Here is a 17,781-nt window from a genome sequence, read left to right on the forward strand (position 1 = left end):
CCTTGAGCGGACGGCAGGCAGGCCTCGCCGACGCAAGGCCTGCCAACCAGCCTTACTGCCACTGCGGCTTGGGCACGACCGCGGCACGCGCGCCCGGCAGCGAGGTCGGTGCGAGGGCGTAGAACTCGCCGTTCTGCCACTGTCCGACGCTCCAGACCTCCTGAAGCAGCCCGTCCTTCAGCTTGACCTTGCCGATGATGGTCTCGAACGTGCCCGCACGGATTTCCGCCGCGACAGCGGTGCGATCGAGCTTGCCGACCTTTTCGATCGCCTGCTGTAGCACCTGCAGGCTCGCATAGGTGATCGAGCTCGCCCAGCGATCGGGCTCCTTGCCGGTCGTGGCCTTGTGGCGCGCCAGATACTCCTTCAGCTGCGGAGACTCGGCATTCCAACCGCCGATGCCCATCACGCCGTCGCTGTTGGCGGCAAACTTGCCCTTGTAGAGCGGGAACGCGGTGCCGACGCCAACATAGAAAACCTTCGGGTTGAACTTCAACAGCTGCGCCTGCTCGGTCAGCGCGATCGTATCCGGCGGATAGCTGAAGGCGACGAACGCATCCGGGTTAGACGCGATCGCATCCTTCAACAGAGGCTGGAGATCCTGCGTGCCCATCGGATAGGTCTTGTCATAGCCGAGCTTGAAGCCGTGCTTCTTGAAGGCCTCGCGGCCCGCGGCGGACAGCTCGATGCCGAACTGGTCGGCGATGCTGACCATCGCGATGTTCGCCCCGATCTTGCCTTCGCTCTTCAGCTTGCCGAGCAGATCGGCGAGCCCCTCGGATATCTGGGCCGACGTCCCGAGCCAGAACGTCGCGTTCGACCAGCGCTTGGCAAGCTCCGGCGCCTTGTCGGTCACCGACGTGACCGCGAGGTGAGGGTAGCCCAGACGGTTCAGAGTCGGGCCGACCGCGAGGTTGAGGCCCGTGCCCCACGGCGAAAGAATGAAATCGACCTTGTCCTGGTTGGCGAGGCGCTCGATCGCCTTGACGGCTTCTTCCGAGTTGCTGCGGTCGTCATATTCGACCACCTCGATCGGTAGCTTCTTGTCGCCGAGCTTGATGCCGCCGGCGGCATTCACGTCCTTCACCCACAGCTCATAATTGGGCAGGGTGGTGATGCCGGCGCCGCCGGCATAGGGACCGGTCTTGGAAATGGCGTAGCCGATCCGGATCTTCTCCGCATCGGCCGTGGACGGAAAGGTCCAGAGCGTTCCGGCCAGAGCCGCAAGGCCAGCGACGCGCAGCAACGTTCGACGGTTCGCTGAAAACATATCGTGTCTCCCTCCTGTTGCACTCAAGCGATGGTCGGCATCGCAGTGAGTGGTCGTTTCCCCTTGGTCCCGACTTTCTCTAGGGCGGCATCATTGAGCCGGCCGCCACCGGGACTTGACCTAGCAAGCATCCCAAGCTTTGCTCGCACAATGGACAAATCCGGTGAAAGATTGGACGGTTCTGGCCTCGATGGCCAAGTGCGTCGAGGCGTCGCGGGCTCAGATCCGGCACCGGCAACCGCCCCGAGTGGGGCTGTGCCTGTGGGCGCCGAGCTGATCGCGGCGCACTACGTCGCGCGGCGATGGACGCTGACCTCGAAAGCGGCCCGTCCGTTCATTCATCTGCTCTGCCTTCCCGGCGGCGGGACCGCTGAGATCGGTCAGGCCGGCAGGACCATGCGGACGGTCGGATCCGCGCTGGTCTGGCTCCCGGCGGGATCCGCCGACTATCTGGAGGTGTCGGCAGGCACGACGGCGCAGCTGCTGCAATTGCGCGCCGGTATCTGGCATCGCTATCTCCCGCCGTCGGCGGAGGCGGCCTATCTCGCGCTCGAGGGGGCGGGCGGCATCCTGGCGTTGCAGGTCGAGGCCGATCTCGCGGCCACGATCGCGCGTTCGATCGCGGCGATCGCCGCCGAGATCGCCTCGCCCGCACGCAGCGGTGCAGCGTCGATCATGTCGGCGGAGCTGACGCTGTGCGTGCTGCGATTCTGGCGCCTGTTCGCTGGCGACGGGAACCGCAACGAGGAGAGCAGCAGCACCGAGATCCTGAGCCGGTTCCGCAGGCTGCTCGAGGAGCGCTATCAACAGCACTTGCGCGTCAGCGATTACGCCAGGCTACTCGGCACCACGCCGGATCGCCTGCACGCGCTGTGCAGCCGCGAGCTGAAGCGCTCGCCGAGCGAGCTGATTCAGCAGCGCCTCGTCAGGGAAGCGGCGACGCGGCTGGAGGCTGGAACCATCGCCGTCAAGCAGATCGCATTTGCGCTGGGCTTCACGGACACCGCCTATTTCAGCCGCTTTTTCCGCAAGCACACCGGCGAGGCACCGGGCGTATGGCGTCGGCGCGTTGCGGCACGCGCGAGAGCGGGGCGATCGAGACCGACGCTGAATTTTGCCGATTGGCCGTAACGCACGCGGCTGCGTCGACACCCGATCACGCATGGACGCTTTGTCGCGCAGCTGATTGGCCAGTCTCGATAAATTCTAATGTCGGACCTCTCGCACTGCAACTGTCCCTGCGTTAGGCCGAAGGCCCACCGGCTGAACTGCCGGCGGCGAGTCCAATCGAAAAGCGGTCCGGCAAATGAGGGGCCGGGCCAAGTGGGAATGAGATCTGAGCGATGAGAGCGATATTCGGCAAACTGCATCGCTGGGCGGGACTGCTAACGGCCGCCTTCCTGTTCTTCTCCGGCATCACCGGCGCGATCATCTCCTGGGATCACGAGCTCGACGACGTCCTGAACAGCCATCTGTTCGATGTCTCGACGAAGGGCCCGGCCATTCCCTCGCTCGAGCTTGCCAAGATGATCGAGCAGCGCGATCCCCGCGCGCGCGTCGTCTACCTCTTCATGACGCCGGAGCAGGGCCACTCGCTGTGGTTCTTCGTCATGCCGCGAATCGACCCCGCGACCGGCAAGCGTTACCCGCTCGACTACAACCAGGTCTTCCTTGATCCCAACACCGGCGCGGAGCTTGGCCGGCGTTATTGGGGCGCGGTGTGGCCCGTCACGCGCGAGAATTTCGTCTCGTTTCTGTACAAGCTGCACTACACGATGCACATCCCGGAATTCTGGGGCAGCGACCGCTGGGGCATGCGCGTGCTCGGCATCATCGCCATCATCTGGACCATCGATTGCTTCGTCGGGTTCTATCTGACGCTACCCTCGCGCCGGCGCGCCAAGGCCGCGCGGGCGCCTGAGGTCGCGCGCCAGCTCGAGCGCGGCTTCTGGGCGCGCTGGGCGCCGGCCTGGACCATCAAGACCTCGGGCAGCGCCTACCGGATCAATTTCGACATCCACCGCGCATTCAGCCTGTGGACGTGGGGCGTACTGTTCATCATCGCCTTCACCGCGTTTTCGCTGAACCTCTACTTCGAGGTGTTCTCGCCGCTGATGAAGATGGTGTCGAATTACACCCCGACACCCTATGAGCAGCGGCCCTATCGCGATCTCGATAATCCGATCGAGCCCAAGATGACGTTCGCCGAGATTGCTGCCCGCGCGGCCGCCGACGGCAAGGCGCGAGGCTGGACCACCCCGGTCGGCGCGCTCAGCTACGGCCCGGCCCATGGCGTCTACGCCGCCGCGTTCTTCCATCCCGGCGACGATCACGGTGCCGGCGGCGTCGGCCCGGCGCAGCTCTATTACGACAGCGAGGACGGCCGCCCCATTGGCGAGCGGCTGCCCTGGGTCGGCACCGCCGCCGACATCTTCGTGCAGGCGCAGTTTCCGCTGCATTCGGGCCGCATCGTCGGACTGTTCGGGCGTATCCTGATCTCGGTGATGGGCCTCGTGGTCGCCGCGCTCTCTGTCACCGGCGTCGTGATCTGGTGGCGCAAGCGCCGCGCCCGCGTTCGCGTGCGGGAGACGGCGGCCGTGCGGCTGAACCGGGAGCAACTGACGCCGGCAGAGTAGGGCACCCGCGTTCCGCCAATGGATGAACCTTGGCACGCGGCGTCGGCACAAAGATGGAGATCGCTCTCCAGTCTTCCCGGAATTGCAATGAGATTGCTTGCCTTGCTCTGCCTGCTCGTCCTGGCCGCGCCCGCCGGGGCGGCCGCGCCCGAGCAGCATTATCTCGACCTGCGCGACCGCTACATCGCAAAATTCTCGAATGCCAAGGAGAGCGACGAGATCTACAAGCAGCACGATGCGGCCCTGAAGGAGCTGGCCGGCGTGCTGCGCGGCCTGGTCGGTCCGGTCGCGATCAAGGGACTCCCGGCCGAGGGCAAGTCGAACGTCGATACGCTGTTCAAGGACGACATCGGCTTCGGCCATCTCGACGGGCTGAGCTTCGCATCCGAAGGCGACAAGATGCAGGCTGTGGTGACCACGACCGGGCTGCTCAAGCACTGGCTTGGCGAGCATCGCGCCGACGGCATGCCTCAGGACAGTGGCGCCGCGTTGAAATCCGACCGCTTCTATTATTACGCCATCCAGGACGCCGCCTTCGCGATCTACGCGGAGCTGCCGATCAACAAGCCGGCAAGGGCGAGCGTCGCAGTCGCTGTGCTCGGCGTGCGCGGCAATGGCGGCCTCAAGGGCCCGCCGGACGAAATCGACGTCGTCGCGATCCAGGGCGACAAGGTCTATTTCCTCGCGGCAAGGGAGGCCGTGAAGACCGCCCCGATCCCGACCTGCGAGAAAGTCTGGAAGCAGATGATGGCAAAGCCCGTCGACAAGAAAGACCCGCGCGGCGAGATGGCCCGCGAGGACAAGGCAATGACCGCCTTCACGGCGTGCTTCGCCAAGGAAGCCCCGAGCCAGAGCTGGTATGCGGCCGCCGTCAAGAAGGCGCAGAGCCAGCTGGACCGGCTGCCGCTTCCCTAGGAATGCCAGCTCGATATTCTCCGCCGTGATCCTCCGGCTGTGAACCACCGGCTTTGAACCACGCCTTGGCCTGCGCAGGCGAGGCGGCGCCGCGCCGTCGGCAAACGGAAGACATGAGGTTTTTTAATAGGTTAGGCCAATGCGGTCGTCCTGATCGCCATATTCGGCGGATGCAATCCTCGCGAGCTTCCACTTGCGGGTTGGGCGAGTTACTATGGCCTTTTGCGATACTTGCTGCATCCGGTCTGGCACCCGCTGGAGACCGTTCTTGCGGTTCGTCAACGAGTTGGCTGCGATTGACGATGATTACGCAGACCCGCGACCCCAGAGGCAAACGTCATCGATTGACGGTGCTGTTCTCCGACCTTGTCGGATCAACCGCCCTGGGCCGGGATGTCGAGTCCGAGCACCTTTCCGAACTCCTCAGCCAGTTGCGGCAGATCTGGCATCGCGCGGTGGCGAAGCACGGTGGTCGCATCATCCGAACGCAGGGAGACGGTGCGCTCGCCATTTTCGGCTATCCCCAATCCGGCGAAGATGACGGTCGTCGTGCTGCGGAAGCAGCACTCGATATTCACGAATGGGTCGGAGAGCTGCGCCACGATGGCGTATCGCCGGCGCTGATGCCGCTTCGAATGCATTCGGGTATCCATGCCGGCACCGTGCTCCTGACCCAAGGCGACATCGAGTCCGGCCGGTATGACCTGATCGGCGATGTCGTGAACACGGCAGCGCACCTGTCGCGCCACGCCGGTCCGGATCAGATCCTGGCCAGCCTCGATGCCCTTGGGCCGCATGCCAACTTCTTCGAGCTCGCCGCCCACCTCCCGGCGGCTTCGGGAATGCCGCAGGCGAGGCTGGTGTTGGGTCGAAGCACGGCGACCCGACGCTTCGAAGCAACCTCGCGCCGCGGCCTGACACCCTTCATCGGCCGCAACGAGATATTCGGCTTCCTGACACGCTTTCTGAGCGAAGCACCTGCGCAGGCGCAACGCTGCGCGGTGGTCGTCGGCGGGCCCGGACTCGGCAAGACGCGCCTTCTGGAAGAGGTGCTGGGGCACGTCGGCACCGAGCGCATCAGGCTGCTGCGAGGCAGTTGCGAGAGTTACGTCGGTGCCGAGGTTCTGCAACCATTCCTGCAAATGCTGCGCGCTGCGCTGGAAATTCGAGCGGACGCCTCCCTCGTCGAGGCAAAGGAGACAGCGCGCGCGGCTCTGGAGCCATGGGCGGCCCAGCTCGGTCCGAATGCAGAATCGATCCTGGCACTGGCGTCGGCCGGCGCCGATGCGCGTGGCGGCCGCATCACCGTCGACGGCGTCGTCGGCGATCTGCTCGGGTTCTTCACCGGACTGTCGGCACATGGCCCGCTGGTGCTGGTGATCGACGACTGGCAATGGTCTGATGACGCGAGCCGCCAATTGCTGCAGGCTTTGCTGGAATTGCCCAACGGACCTCGCGTCATCCTCGCCAGCCGGCCGCGCGAGGACGGCAGCGAATGGATTTCCGGCGCACCGCACCTATTTCTCGAACCGTTTCAGGGGCCGGAAACCGACTTTGCCGTACGACGCTGGGTCCCGCAGGCCGATCCCTTCCTCGTAGCCCGCATCCATGCCTATGCGGGCGGGGTGCCGTTGTTCATCGAAGAGCTCTGCCATTCCATCGCCGCCAACGATCCTGCCTCGTTCGAAGCGCGCAGCAAACAGGGCTGGATCGCAACCCTGGTCGCTTCGCGCTTGGCACGCCTGCCGCCCGATGAGGCGAAGGTGGTGCGCGCCGCGGCCGTCATCGGCAACACCGTGCCGCACGGGTTGCTGGTTTCGGCGTGCGGCAGCGAACCCGACCCGGCCATCGTGCGGGCATTGGCGGATGCGGACTTTCTCTTTGCGGATCCAGCGGGCGGCGTCCTTCGCTTCAAGCACGGCATCACGCGCGATGCGGTCTACGACACCATTGGCCTGCACGAGCGTCAGGCATTGCACAAGCGGATCGAAGACACCCTGCTGGCGCGGTCCGAGCAGGCTGATCGCGAGGATGCGATGGAAGCTCTGGCCTACCATTCGCAAGGCGCAGGTCATTGGGAAAGCGCAGCCCATTATGCTGAACGTGCCGGCGACAAGGCCATGGCTGCATTTGCGCTCGATCGTGCCAGTGCGCAGTACCAGGTCGCGATGCAGGCGCTGGATCGCGTGCCCGATCGCTCGCGCGAGCAATCGCTGCGCTGGTGCCTGCTGGCCAACAAGCTGGCGATGGCCAATATCTTCGACCCGCTGTCGCTGACCGACGACACCTCCGTGTTCGAACGCGCGGTTGCGGTCGCGTCCTCCCTCGGCGACACCGCCGCGATGGCCAGCGCCTATGAATGGCTCGGCTGGATGTGCTACGGGTTCGGCCGCTTCCGGGAGGCCGTGACCCACACGCGGACGGCGCTGGAATTGGCGCGCAAGCTCGAAGACCGCCGCCTGATCGCGCAGATCGAAGCGACGCTCGGGCAGATTCTGGCTGCAAGCTGTCAGTACGACGAAGCCATCGCCTTGATCGACGCTGCCATTTCGACCAAGCAGCAACGCAGCCGGCGTCATGGTGCGATATCCTTCGGGGCGGCCTATGCGCTGTCGTGCAAGGGCGGTGTCTTGGCGGATCGCGGCGATTTCGAGGGCGCCCACGCCTGTTTCAGTGAAGGCATGGCTCTGGTCGAAGGCTCGACTCACCCGGTCGTCAATTCCGTCCGCAACTGGATTGCCGTCGCGCTGATCTGGCAGGGCCGCTGGCAGGAGGCGGAGCAGCTTGCCGTGGAAGGGGCGCGCATCGCCGAGAACACGCGCAGCCTGCTGCTTCTGGCGGATTGCCGCGCCGCCTCGGGATTTGCCCGCTGGTCGGCGACCGGCGACGCCGACGGCTTGCTGCAGTTGCGGAATGCCGCGGAATGGATGGAGCGGCGCAATTTTCACTTCTACACGTCGGTTCAGTACAGCTGGCTCGTCGAGGCGGCGACCGCCGAAGGCGATGTCGAGACGGCGCGGCGGTATGCCGCCCATGTCCTGCGCCGCGCACGCGAAGGCGAGCGATTGGGCGAGGCGGCAGCATGCCGCTCGCTGGCGAAGCTCGCAGCGCTGCGCCAGGATCGCGGCCTGAGCGAGCGCTGGTTGCGACGTGCCGAAACCTCCGCAGGGTGGCGCGGTTCGCTGCGCGATGCGGCCCTGAACCTTTCCCTGCGCGGCGAGCTTCTCGCGGGGCAGGGGCGGGGCGAGGCGGCCCGCCAGACGATGATGGAAGCAGCCGAGAAATTGCGCGCGCTCGGCATGCACTGGCATGCGGAGCAGACGATCAGGCTCGTCATCGGCACACCCGTCGTCTATGCCAACGATCAGCTCGCTCGGCATTGTGCCGTCTAACCCCTGCGCACCTTTCCTTACACGGCTCTAGGGTGGAGGTGGGCTCGGCGCGGGAACTCTTCCGTCCATCGTCAGGCTCATTGGAATGGGGCCGGTCCTTAAGGGCAGCTCCGTCTCCACCAGTGCGCTGAAGAAACCCAGCATCACCGCCATTGCCGGGTCTGCTCCGGGACATGAATGCGTCGGATGCCCCGCGACCCTGCGGTTGCCGCCGAAGGCGTGGTAGATGTCCTGGCGACCTTCGGCGAGACTTTGCTGGGTGGCGGAGACCGCGCCGGCGACGATGACGTCGCCAGGCCTCACCTCGACCCCTCCGATGCTTTGCGAAACGACGGCTGTCCGCCAGATCAATTCGGGCACCGCGCGAAGTTGCATCGCGGGGATGAAGTCGTCTCTTAGCCGGTTGAGGGCGTCCATGTAGTTCTTTGCCTTCGTGCCGGCGTAGCGAGCGCGCAACGCCCATAGCGTTCCTTCGCGCAGCCATTCGTTCAATATCCGCCGCAGGTTGCCGTCGACGGTCGGAATGAATCCCATCATGGCGCCGGCGACCGTGCGCGCCACGAACGGAATGTCGCCGTTGCCCCGCGGCGAATTGTAAACCGCCTTCGTCACCGGCGCGTTTGTCGGCCCGAACTGCGTCAGGAAATTTTCCATGGCACGCCGTGCAGCGTCGCCATGTGCCGCGCCGATCGCCTCCACTGTCGCGTTCGGGTGCGGCTGGAAGATGTAGCGCGAAGGCGACAGGAAATGCCCGGGATAGCCGGGCGGCTCGCCCGGCGTCCAATCCCAGCGATAGCCGACGCGGCGGAAATGACCCCCGTCCTCGCTCAACCCGAACCACGCTTCGCAGAAGGCGGCGAGCAGCGGATCCACCAATTCGTGCACGTCGACGGTCAGCTCCCAGCTCGCGTCTCCGTCACTGGCGGCATAGTCGATCGTCTGCTTGACCATGAAGCCCAGCACCTTCTGTGTGACCGCGCGCGCCAGCTCGAATGCGGCGGGTTGGTCAAGGGCCATGATCGCGGCGTTGCAGGCCTCGGATTCCTGCTCGTAGACTTGGTCTGGCTGCCCGGCGTCGCGGCCAAGATAGAGGATGCCGAACGACCGCAGCATGCGGGGAAGATAGCCGGTGATGGTCAGCTTGGTGTCGGAATCGGCGAACACCTTGTAGACCATGTCGCGGTCGGCCACCAAGACCCCGAAGGGCGTGCGAAGTGCGCCGCCGTGGCGCTCGCGGATCGCAGCCCAGATCGAGGCGTTGACGAAATGCGAGGCTGAATCCGGATCTTCGAGCGCTGTCTTCCACGCGGCCATCGCCGCGGCTTCGCCCTGCTGGCGCTCGATCAGGCGCAGACGCGCGATCTCCTTTTCTCCCCGATCCGCGCACCATGTCACGGCCGGTTTATACCCCCGGCTCGCCGCCCATTGCTTTAGATCGGCAAGCGCCTTCTTCGATGGCGCAAAGAAATATGCTCCCCATTCCAGACGAACGAACGGACGAGGTTCGTCGTGGAGCCGGTCCGAGCCGTCGAGCGCGACGCGAATGGTTTGGCCTTCATGCTCGAAACGGAAATGCCGGAGCCGGCCAGGCTCGGCGAGGCCGAGGAAAGGATCGCTTACCCCCGAGGACGAACCCGCGCTGTTGCCGCCAGAGAGCCAGCTCTGCACCACCTCGAATTGCTCGCCGAGGCTGGCATTGTAGGCCATGAAAACCAGGCCCCGCTCTGCTTGCTGGCCGGATTTGGCGGCTTGCGGCTCGACGGGCGGCCCGTAGGACATGCCGCGCCTGACGATACGTGGGGGCCGCGCGCCGGCATCCGCCTTGGTGATCGACACGCGCGGATTGGCGCGCCGTATGTGCGCGTGAAACGGACACGATTGGGCCTGCGGGTCGGCGTCGTAGTTGAAGTCGTTGTGGCCTTTGTCAGGGGGCGGAGTAGGGGTCAGGGGTTGCCCGGCCTGGGGATGGCCGGTCGGCCAGCGTCCCATCATCTTGGCCATCAGCGTCTCGCGCGTCAGGGCAGGTGCGTCCGGTCCGGCCATCTCGGCTGCCTGTCGCGTCGCGCGGGCAAGCACATCCTCGAGCTGCTCGACGTCCTGTCGCAGCTTGCGCAGCGCCATGAAGCTGCCGTCGCGGAGCATCGCGTGAGCACGATTGGTCGCGTTGCCGAACGGCGCCGCCTCGTCGGCGATGTTCGGATAGCCGCACAAGATTTCGCCGAGATGCACCCGATTGGAATAGTACGTGCCGGCCTCGCACTCACGCAGCACCGGGTTCGAACTGCCGTCGGCGAACCCGAAATGGTCCTGCATGTCGCGGGATCTCTTGTCGCGCTGCCGCTGCATCCATTGGATCGAAAGGGGCCTGATACCCGCATCGACCTCGACCAGGCGCTTCATTTCGGCCATCAACGCCTGTCTCGCATCCGCCGTCGGCTGCGCATCCTTGGACAGCAACAGGCGGAGCTGGAGGACGGCATGGACCGAGCTCATGCTGATGCGCGGCGCCGGGTCGCCTTCGGGCAGGTCCGGCGCGTCGGTCCCGAGCGCCCAGTTGCTGGCGGGAAGGCGCCATCGCTGCGGATGATTCCAGCGCACGTCGCCGAGCAGGCCGGCGCGTCTTTCCATGCCCTGCACGAACTCTTCCGGCAGAGTGCGCACCTCTTCGTCGGACAGGCCGGCCTGACGCAGTCCCTCGACCGTGAATGCGATGTTGGTGACGATCTGCCCCGGCGTCAGAACGTCGGCTTCGGACGTCACCTGGAGGACGTCGAGAAACGCGGCCAGTGCGGCCGGGTTGGCGAACTGCAGCAGCAGCAGGCAGCCGTGATCTGAATTGTAGGCGGTCAGAATTCCGCCCTGCACGTTGCCGGGATCCTGCAACGGCAGTTTTGCCGGCGGGGCGAGGGGCAGGTTGCGCCGTACCGGCGCCACATCGGGCGGGGTCATCAACCAGCGCAGGGCCTCATCATAGCGCCGGCGAGCGCGCTTGACGCCTTCCGCGTAGGTCGGGTCGTTGATCATGGTGACGAATTCCGGCAGCAGCTCGTGGCCGGCCCGATGCAGAAGCACCCCGTCATGCGTCCCCGGCGGATAGAAGTCGGCCAGACGGTAGAGTCCCGCCAGTGCGCGGATGCCGTGGCGAAACGGAGGCCGGGCGGCAGCTTCGATGCTGAGCGGTTTGCTGAAGCCGGCATTGGTCGGATCGACGCCGACTTGGCCGTCGACTTCGAATATCGAGTGTCGCGCGATGTCTTCCGGCGAGGGAATCCTGATCCGCGTGACGATCTTGTCGGCGCCGGCGCCAGAGGCGCGCCGATAGACTCGCTCCTCCATCCGCAGGAAGCGCGTGTCATCCACGGTCAGGTCGGGGGTGGCATAGAGGAAATAGGCTTCGGTCTGCTTGCTCTTGAGCCAGATACCCCAGTTTTCGTACGTGTTCTCGTATCCGAGCACATAACCTTCGGTATTGCAGAAGATGAGGTCGAGCAGCCGGGCGGCCTTCTGCCAGATGACGCGGACATAGGCTTCCCAGGAGCCGTCGAACGTGGCGGTCAGCAGCACATAGTCCACGCCGTCCACGGATTCGTCCTCGGGTTCGAGCACGGCGATGCCCACCGAGTGGATCCGCCCGACGCGGTCAACGGAATCGGTCAGCACGCGGGCGAGCTCGTATTCATACGCGTTGGCGCGTCCGCCATTCAGCGCCCGTAGCACGTATTTGACGCGGGTCTTGTACGTGGTCGCATCCAGGGACGGCACGAACCCCTTCTTGATCGGAGCCATCACCCTGAAATCGGACGTGCCGGCCATGCTGCCGGTCTTGATGGTCAAATCACGACGCATGTTTTTGGCTCCCCCGGGTCGCACGCAGACTTGAGGCCATTTCGCGCCTGAGCCCGGCAACCGAAACGTGTTTCGCAATGCAACGCTATTTGCGAATAGTGCGGCTCGCGGCCGCTCGATTGTATGAACTGGCCCACACTTTCCGAACTTTCCGTTGCGGTCAGCGGTCGGAAAGTTCGCCGGAGCAGCGCAATCCACCAGGACTGAGCGACCTCGGGTTTGAGTTCGGTAAGGGGCGATATCGGCTTCGGCCATCTCGACTGGCCGAGCTGGGCCTCGGGACGTAGCTCGCACGGTATTGAGATTCCATACGAGGGTGCTCACCGATTTGTGGTCGAATCGCGCGCATCATTGCCGTGAATTAACACCACACCGCATTCACGTCTGACGGTGAGCATCGCCGCGGCTCATTCCGCGAGGTTGCGCAACAACTGGCTCGCGCACCACCCTAGACGCGGCGGAGGCGAAGTCGAGAAAGGTGCGGCCCGGTTCAGGACCAGGGCCGCGTTTGTCTAACTGAGCAGCTCACGCGCGATGACGACCCGCTGGATTTGGTTCGTGCCCTCGAAGATCTGGGTTAGCTTCGCGTCGCGCATCATGCGCTCGACGGGGTAATCCATGGTGTAGCCATAGCCCCCGAATATCTGCACCGCATCCGTTGTGACCTTCATGGCCATATCGCTGCCCACACACTTGGCCATGCTGGCAAGAACATTTAGGCGCTTCCAGTCACCCGCGTCCCCGGCGCGCGCGCACTCGTAGACCAGTGCACGTGCGGCCTCGATTTGCATCGCCATGTCCGCGAGCATGAACTGGACGCCTTGGAACTCCGAGATCGATTTCTTGAACTGCTTGCGCTCTTTCGCGTAGGCGACGCAGGCGTCGAGCGCGCCCTGAGCCAATCCGACGGACTGTGCCCCAATGGTCGGCCGATTGAGATCGAGGGCGCGCATCGAGGCTCGAAAGCCCTTGCCTTCTTCCCCAACCAGATTTTCCCTCGGCACGCGCACATTGTCGAAGAAGATCGGGGTATTCGGCGCGCCCCGGAAACCCATTTTGCGCTCGTGACGTCCAAAGGAAATTCCGGCCATCTTCTTCGGCTCGACAATGAAGGCGCTTATGCCATCGGAGCCTGGACCGTCGCTGGTCCGTGCCATCACCACCATATAGTCGGCGACCACCCCGTAACTGCACCACTGCTTGCGGCCATCGAGAACGTAGGAATCGCCATCCTTCCGCGCGCGTGTCGCAATAGCGGTGACGTCTGAACCGGCCTGCGGCTCGGAGATGGCGATTGCGGTGACGACGCCGCCCTTGGCGATGATCGGCAGGTATCTTTTTCGTTGTTCCTCTGAGCCAAAGTGGAGGAGCGGCATAATGAACATGGTGTTCAGACAGGCGATCGACGCGCAGGCAGGTGATATCCTCGAGATCTCCTCGCGCGCGATGCAAGCCATGGTGAGATTGCCGTTCGGGCCGCCATATTGCTCCGGCACCCAAAGCTGCATCAGCCCCATTTCGCCGAACAGCTTCACGAGCTCGGTCGGAAAGCGGTCGGTCTCGTCAATCTCGGCGGCGATCGGCGCCACATGCTTCTCGGCTATCTTGCGGACGGTGTCGCGGAAGGCGATCTGCTCCTCGGAAAAGCTCATGGACCCTCGTAGTGGACTTTCTTGAGTGAAACCCAGAAAGGGGCTTCCATTGAATGGGTGATCCATTTAATAATTCACCACATGAACACCAAGTCAAGCCCCCGCGCCGGTGCGCAGTCACGCAATGTTTCGCCCGGTAGGCGCGAGCGCCCGGCCGATCAGCGGGCGACGGCAAGTCCCGCGCCGGCCCCCAGGTTCCGGCCGATCCATACGAGGCGGGCGTTCGAGGAAATCTGCGAGCGCATCCGCGAGCAGCTGGCGCTCGGGCAGCTGAAGCCCGGCGACAAGCTGCCTCCGGAGCGCGATCTCGCGCAGCAGCTCGGTGTGAGCCGCAATGTCCTGAGGGAGGCGTTGCGCAGCCTCGAGATGGCTGGCGTGCTTCGATTGCTGAAGGGCGTCAAAGGCGGTGCCTTCATCCAGGAGGGCGACACCAGACGCATGAACGACGTCATGCGGGACATGCTGAGCCTTGGAACGATTTCGGTCCGGGAGCTGTCGGAGGCGCGTGTCCACGTGCTCGACCTCGTCGTCGGTCTTGCGTGCGACCATGCACGCCAGTCCGATCTCGATGCACTGGAGGCCAACATCCGGCGAACCGAGCTTGCGACGAAGGAGGGGAGGCTGCTCGACCGGGTCGAGTGCTCGCGCGAATTCTACAAGCTGCTGGCGGCCTCGACCGGAAACAAGGTCATCGCGATGATCATGGATTCGGTGACCGAAATTCACATGCGCTTCGTCTACGCCAAGGTGGCCTCGAGCGGCGTCGCGATGAGCCGGTTGGCCGACCGGCGGCGTCAATTGCTCTCCGCCATAGCCGAACGGAACACCTCATCGGCGCGCCGCTTGATGCGCGCGCATCTCGAAGCTGTCCAGCGAATGCTGGAGCAGGATCCGGGCGCGATGTCGCTGCATGTCGCGCTGGCCGAGGTCCAGCCGGGCATGCGGCGTTAGCCGGGCTTGGACGCCGAAGGCCTGCGCTCGAACACGATAACAACGGGAGGAATAAAGTGTCGAACTACGCAAAGTATGAATGCCTCAAGGTCGACGTGTCGGAGAAGGTGGCGACGGTGACCCTGAACCGGCCGCAGTTGCGCAACGCGATCAATCAGAAGCTGATCCGCGAGCTGCGGACGATCTGGGACGACCTCGCCGATGACCACGCCGTCAGCGTCGTCGTGCTGACCGGCGCCGGCGATTTCTTCAGCGTCGGCGGCGACGTCAAGGCCATGTCTGAGCGTCCCGGCGGGGACGTCCTAGAGGAGGGTGAGGTCCATGATCCCATGATCAGCCGCCGCGGCGTGACGCGGCAGCTCGAGCTCGACAAGCCCATCATCGCGGCGATCAATGGCGATGCCATCGGGCTCGCTGCGACCCATGCGCTGCTGTGCGATATCACCGTCATGTCCGAAGATGCGCGCATTGGCGACACGCACGTCTCGCGCGTTGGGCTGGTTGCCGGGGACGGCGGCACCGTCATCTGGCCGTTGCTGGTCGGCATCAACAAGGCCAAGGAGTTTTTGATCCGCGGCACGCTGCTGAAGGGGCGGGAAGCGGAGCGGATCGGCCTCGTCAATCATGTCGTTCCTCGTGCTGACGTGCTGGGCAAGGCGCGGGAAATCGCCGTTGAACTAGCAAACGGCCCAACTTGGGCGATCCGCTGGACCAAGCTGTCGATCAACCAGATCGTGAAGGATCGCGTGAACATGTTGCTCGAGGCGTCAATGGCGCTCGAACAGGTCACGTTCGAGACAGCGGATCACAAGGAGGCAACCATGTCCTTCAAGGAGAAGCGCAAACCGAGGTTCGGTCAGGTGTAGGCTCTCGCAATGGCGGCCTCCGGCATCGAAAGCGACGACGTTGCGGGCATGCTTCGCGAATCCCTGCGCGGGCTTCTCGAAGCGCATTGGCGAGCCGACTGCCTGAAGGATGGTGCATCGCCCGACGCGATCACCGAGATGTGGAACAAGCTGGCCGGGCAAGGTCTCACGGCTCTGGGCGCAGATCCGGAGGAGGGCGGCCTTCGTGAGATCCTGACGGTGATGGAAGAACTTGGCCGCGCGGCGTGTCCCGCTCCGATGTGGTCTGCCGTGCTGGCAAATCTCGTGCTGTCAGGTGCATCCCCCGATGCAGGGGAATTGCGAACAGCACTTCAGGGGGGCACGGCGCGTGTTGTTTTTTCGTTCGGTGCATTCGACTCCGATCCTGGTATTGGGTCGATCGCGCTTCTTGGCGAGAAGGCAACAGGATCGCTTCGGTTCGTTGAGGCCGCGGGGAGCGCTACCCACCTGCTCGCGCCGGTGGACGAGAAACAGCTCGCGCTCGTCGACCTTCGGGCTCACGGCGTTAATCGTACCCCCACGCGCGCGATGGGTGCATGGGGCAATTGGGAGCTGGCGCTCGATGCGGCGCCGGCAAGACTTGTTCCTGCTGCCAAGATCAGCCTGAGCGATTTGCGATCGATCGCGCGACTGGCGCTGCTGGCGCGCGCCCATGGTGCCGCGCGTCGTGCGTTCGAGCTGGCGGTAGCCTACGCCGGGGAGCGGCAGCAATTCGGCCAACCGATCGGGCGATTTCAAGCGATCCAGCACAAGCTCGCCAGCTGCTTCGTCGATCTCGAGGGCGTGCGTCTCGTTCTGCGCCACGCGGCGAAGCTGCGGGACGAGGGTGATCGCGACTGGCAATACTTCTCCGATTGCGCCATGGCGTTCGGGGGTCCGTCTTTGCGACGCGTTTCTCTTGAGACGCAGCACACATTCGGCGCGATCGGCTACGCCGAAGAACACGAAGCGCCGCTGCACTTCAAGCGCGTGCATTTGGACACCATAGCGCTTGGTGGCTCGGCCCATGCCAGACGCCGCCTCGCCGCCCACCTGTTCGACAATGGCGGTGCAGCGATGCCGCAATATGATCTCGGCTCCGCCGGGAACGAACTGCGCGAACATGTCAGGCGGTGGCTTGCACAGAACTGGGCGGGCGGCCGAAAGGCCGCTTTTGACGCCAAGCCGTTCGCAAAGCGTGAATTCGACGCTGAATTTGCTGCCGATATGGGGAGCACCGGCTGGATCGGCCTCGGCTGGCCGCAGGAGTTCGGTGGCCAGGCGCGTTCGCCGCTTGAGCAGATCGCCTTCATGGAGACCATGGAGCAGTACGAAGCTCCGCGCCTCGGCGCCTCGATCCAGGCCAACGCCTTGATGATGTTCGGTACGCCCGAGCAGCAGAAGAAGTATCTGCCGGAAATTCTGCGCGGCGCGGCCATGCATGGGATGGGGTACAGCGAGCCGCAGGCAGGCTCCGACCTTGCGGCGCTGCGAACCAGCGCGGTCCGCGACGGCGACCATTGGGTCATCAACGGTCAGAAGATCTGGACCACGACCTGGTGGGGAAAATACATGTTCCTGGCGGCGCGAACCGACAAGAACGCCAAGCCCCATGCAGGCATCAGCATGTTCATCGTGCCGATGAACACACCCGGAATCAAGATCCGGCCGGCCACCACCATGTACGATGGAACGTTCGCCAACATCTTCTACGACGATGTTCGCGTGCCCGTGGAGAACCTCGTCGGCGGTGAAAACGAGGGCTGGAAAGTCCTGACTGGAGCGCTCGCTTTCGAGCGGGGACTGGTCGGCGGCGGCATCGTGCTGAAAGTTGCGCATACCTTTGAACAACTGCGCCAGCATGTGATCGCCCGGCAGGAGTTGAGTGGAGATCCGATTGTCCGGGACCGCATGGCGGCGTTCGCCTGCGAAATCGAGATAGGCCGCCAACTGATGATGCATTGCGCGGACCTTGCCGCCGACGGCGTCACGCCGCCGGAATATGGCGCGATCAGCAAGGTCTTTTCCAGCGAGCTGATGGAACGCTTTGGCGAAGCCGCGCTCGACATCCTTGGCATGCGGGCCACGCTGTCCGAACAGATGCCGGGGGCCGTCGAGAACGGCCGGTTCGAGCAAAACCTGCGTCATTCGCTGATGTGGGTGATCAGCATCGGCACGAACGAAATTCAGCGCAGCCTGATTGCGCAGCGTGCGCTTGGCTTACCTCGATAGGAACCGATGATGCAGGGCCAA

The 17,781-nt window shown here is 64.4% G+C and carries 10 protein-coding genes; 7 read left to right on the forward strand and 3 right to left on the reverse strand.

Annotation, left to right across the window (positions count from 1 at the left end; genetic code table 11):
• Nucleotides 1-52: 52 nt before the first annotated feature.
• A complete protein-coding gene (locus I6F12_RS10330) occupies nt 53-1,270 on the reverse strand; it encodes an amino acid ABC transporter substrate-binding protein (RefSeq protein WP_225156112.1) in 1,218 nt (405 codons plus the stop codon).
• 255 nt (nt 1,271-1,525) lie between these two features.
• Here I6F12_RS10330 and I6F12_RS10335 point away from each other — a divergent pair, with 255 nt between their 5' ends.
• From I6F12_RS10335 to I6F12_RS10350, 4 genes are all read left to right on the forward strand, one after another.
• Nucleotides 1,526-2,401: a helix-turn-helix domain-containing protein gene (locus tag I6F12_RS10335; protein WP_225140868.1), complete on the forward strand. Its 876-nt coding sequence runs from the start codon at nt 1,526-1,528 to the stop codon at nt 2,399-2,401.
• Between the two features lie 212 nt (nt 2,402-2,613).
• Nucleotides 2,614-3,906 carry a siderophore utilization protein FsrB gene (gene fsrB, locus I6F12_RS10340; protein WP_036028050.1) on the forward strand — a complete coding sequence of 431 codons (1,293 nt, stop codon included), beginning with the start codon at nt 2,614-2,616 and terminating at the stop codon, nt 3,904-3,906.
• Nucleotides 3,907-3,993: 87 nt separating this feature from the next.
• Nucleotides 3,994-4,821 (forward strand): hypothetical protein, encoded by an 828-nt coding sequence (locus tag I6F12_RS10345; protein ID WP_225156113.1) that lies wholly within the window; start codon nt 3,994-3,996, stop codon nt 4,819-4,821.
• A 302-nt stretch (nt 4,822-5,123) separates the two neighbouring features.
• Nucleotides 5,124-8,213 (forward strand): adenylate/guanylate cyclase domain-containing protein, encoded by a 3,090-nt coding sequence (locus I6F12_RS10350; protein ID WP_225156114.1) that lies wholly within the window; start codon nt 5,124-5,126, stop codon nt 8,211-8,213.
• Nucleotides 8,214-8,240: 27 nt separating this feature from the next.
• Here I6F12_RS10350 and I6F12_RS10355 read toward each other — a convergent pair whose 3' ends face one another.
• Together I6F12_RS10355 and I6F12_RS10360 are read right to left on the reverse strand one after the other, a co-directional pair.
• Entirely contained in the window at nt 8,241-12,059 is a 3,819-nt protein-coding gene (locus tag I6F12_RS10355; protein ID WP_225156115.1) for a Dyp-type peroxidase domain-containing protein, read from the reverse strand.
• Between the two features lie 512 nt (nt 12,060-12,571).
• Nucleotides 12,572-13,711, reverse strand: coding sequence for an acyl-CoA dehydrogenase family protein (locus I6F12_RS10360; RefSeq protein WP_035999273.1), 1,140 nt, complete (start codon nt 13,709-13,711; stop codon nt 12,572-12,574).
• An 81-nt stretch (nt 13,712-13,792) separates the two neighbouring features.
• On the opposite strand from I6F12_RS10360, the gene I6F12_RS10365 reads away from it, so the two are divergent.
• The 3 genes from I6F12_RS10365 to I6F12_RS10375 are packed head-to-tail and all read left to right on the forward strand — an operon-like array spanning nt 13,793 to nt 17,760.
• Entirely contained in the window at nt 13,793-14,662 is an 870-nt protein-coding gene (locus I6F12_RS10365) for a GntR family transcriptional regulator (RefSeq protein ID WP_051056824.1), read from the forward strand.
• A gap of 56 nt (nt 14,663-14,718) precedes the next feature.
• Complete coding sequence (locus I6F12_RS10370; protein WP_035999270.1) at nt 14,719-15,528, forward strand: enoyl-CoA hydratase-related protein; 810 nt, start codon at nt 14,719-14,721, stop codon at nt 15,526-15,528.
• A 9-nt stretch (nt 15,529-15,537) separates the two neighbouring features.
• Nucleotides 15,538-17,760 (forward strand): acyl-CoA dehydrogenase, encoded by a 2,223-nt coding sequence (locus I6F12_RS10375; RefSeq protein ID WP_225156116.1) that lies wholly within the window; start codon nt 15,538-15,540, stop codon nt 17,758-17,760.
• Nucleotides 17,761-17,781 lie beyond the last annotated feature (21 nt).

The organism is Bradyrhizobium sp. IC4059, assembly GCF_020193615.1.
In the GTDB taxonomy this organism is placed as follows: domain Bacteria; phylum Pseudomonadota; class Alphaproteobacteria; order Rhizobiales; family Xanthobacteraceae; genus Bradyrhizobium; species Bradyrhizobium yuanmingense.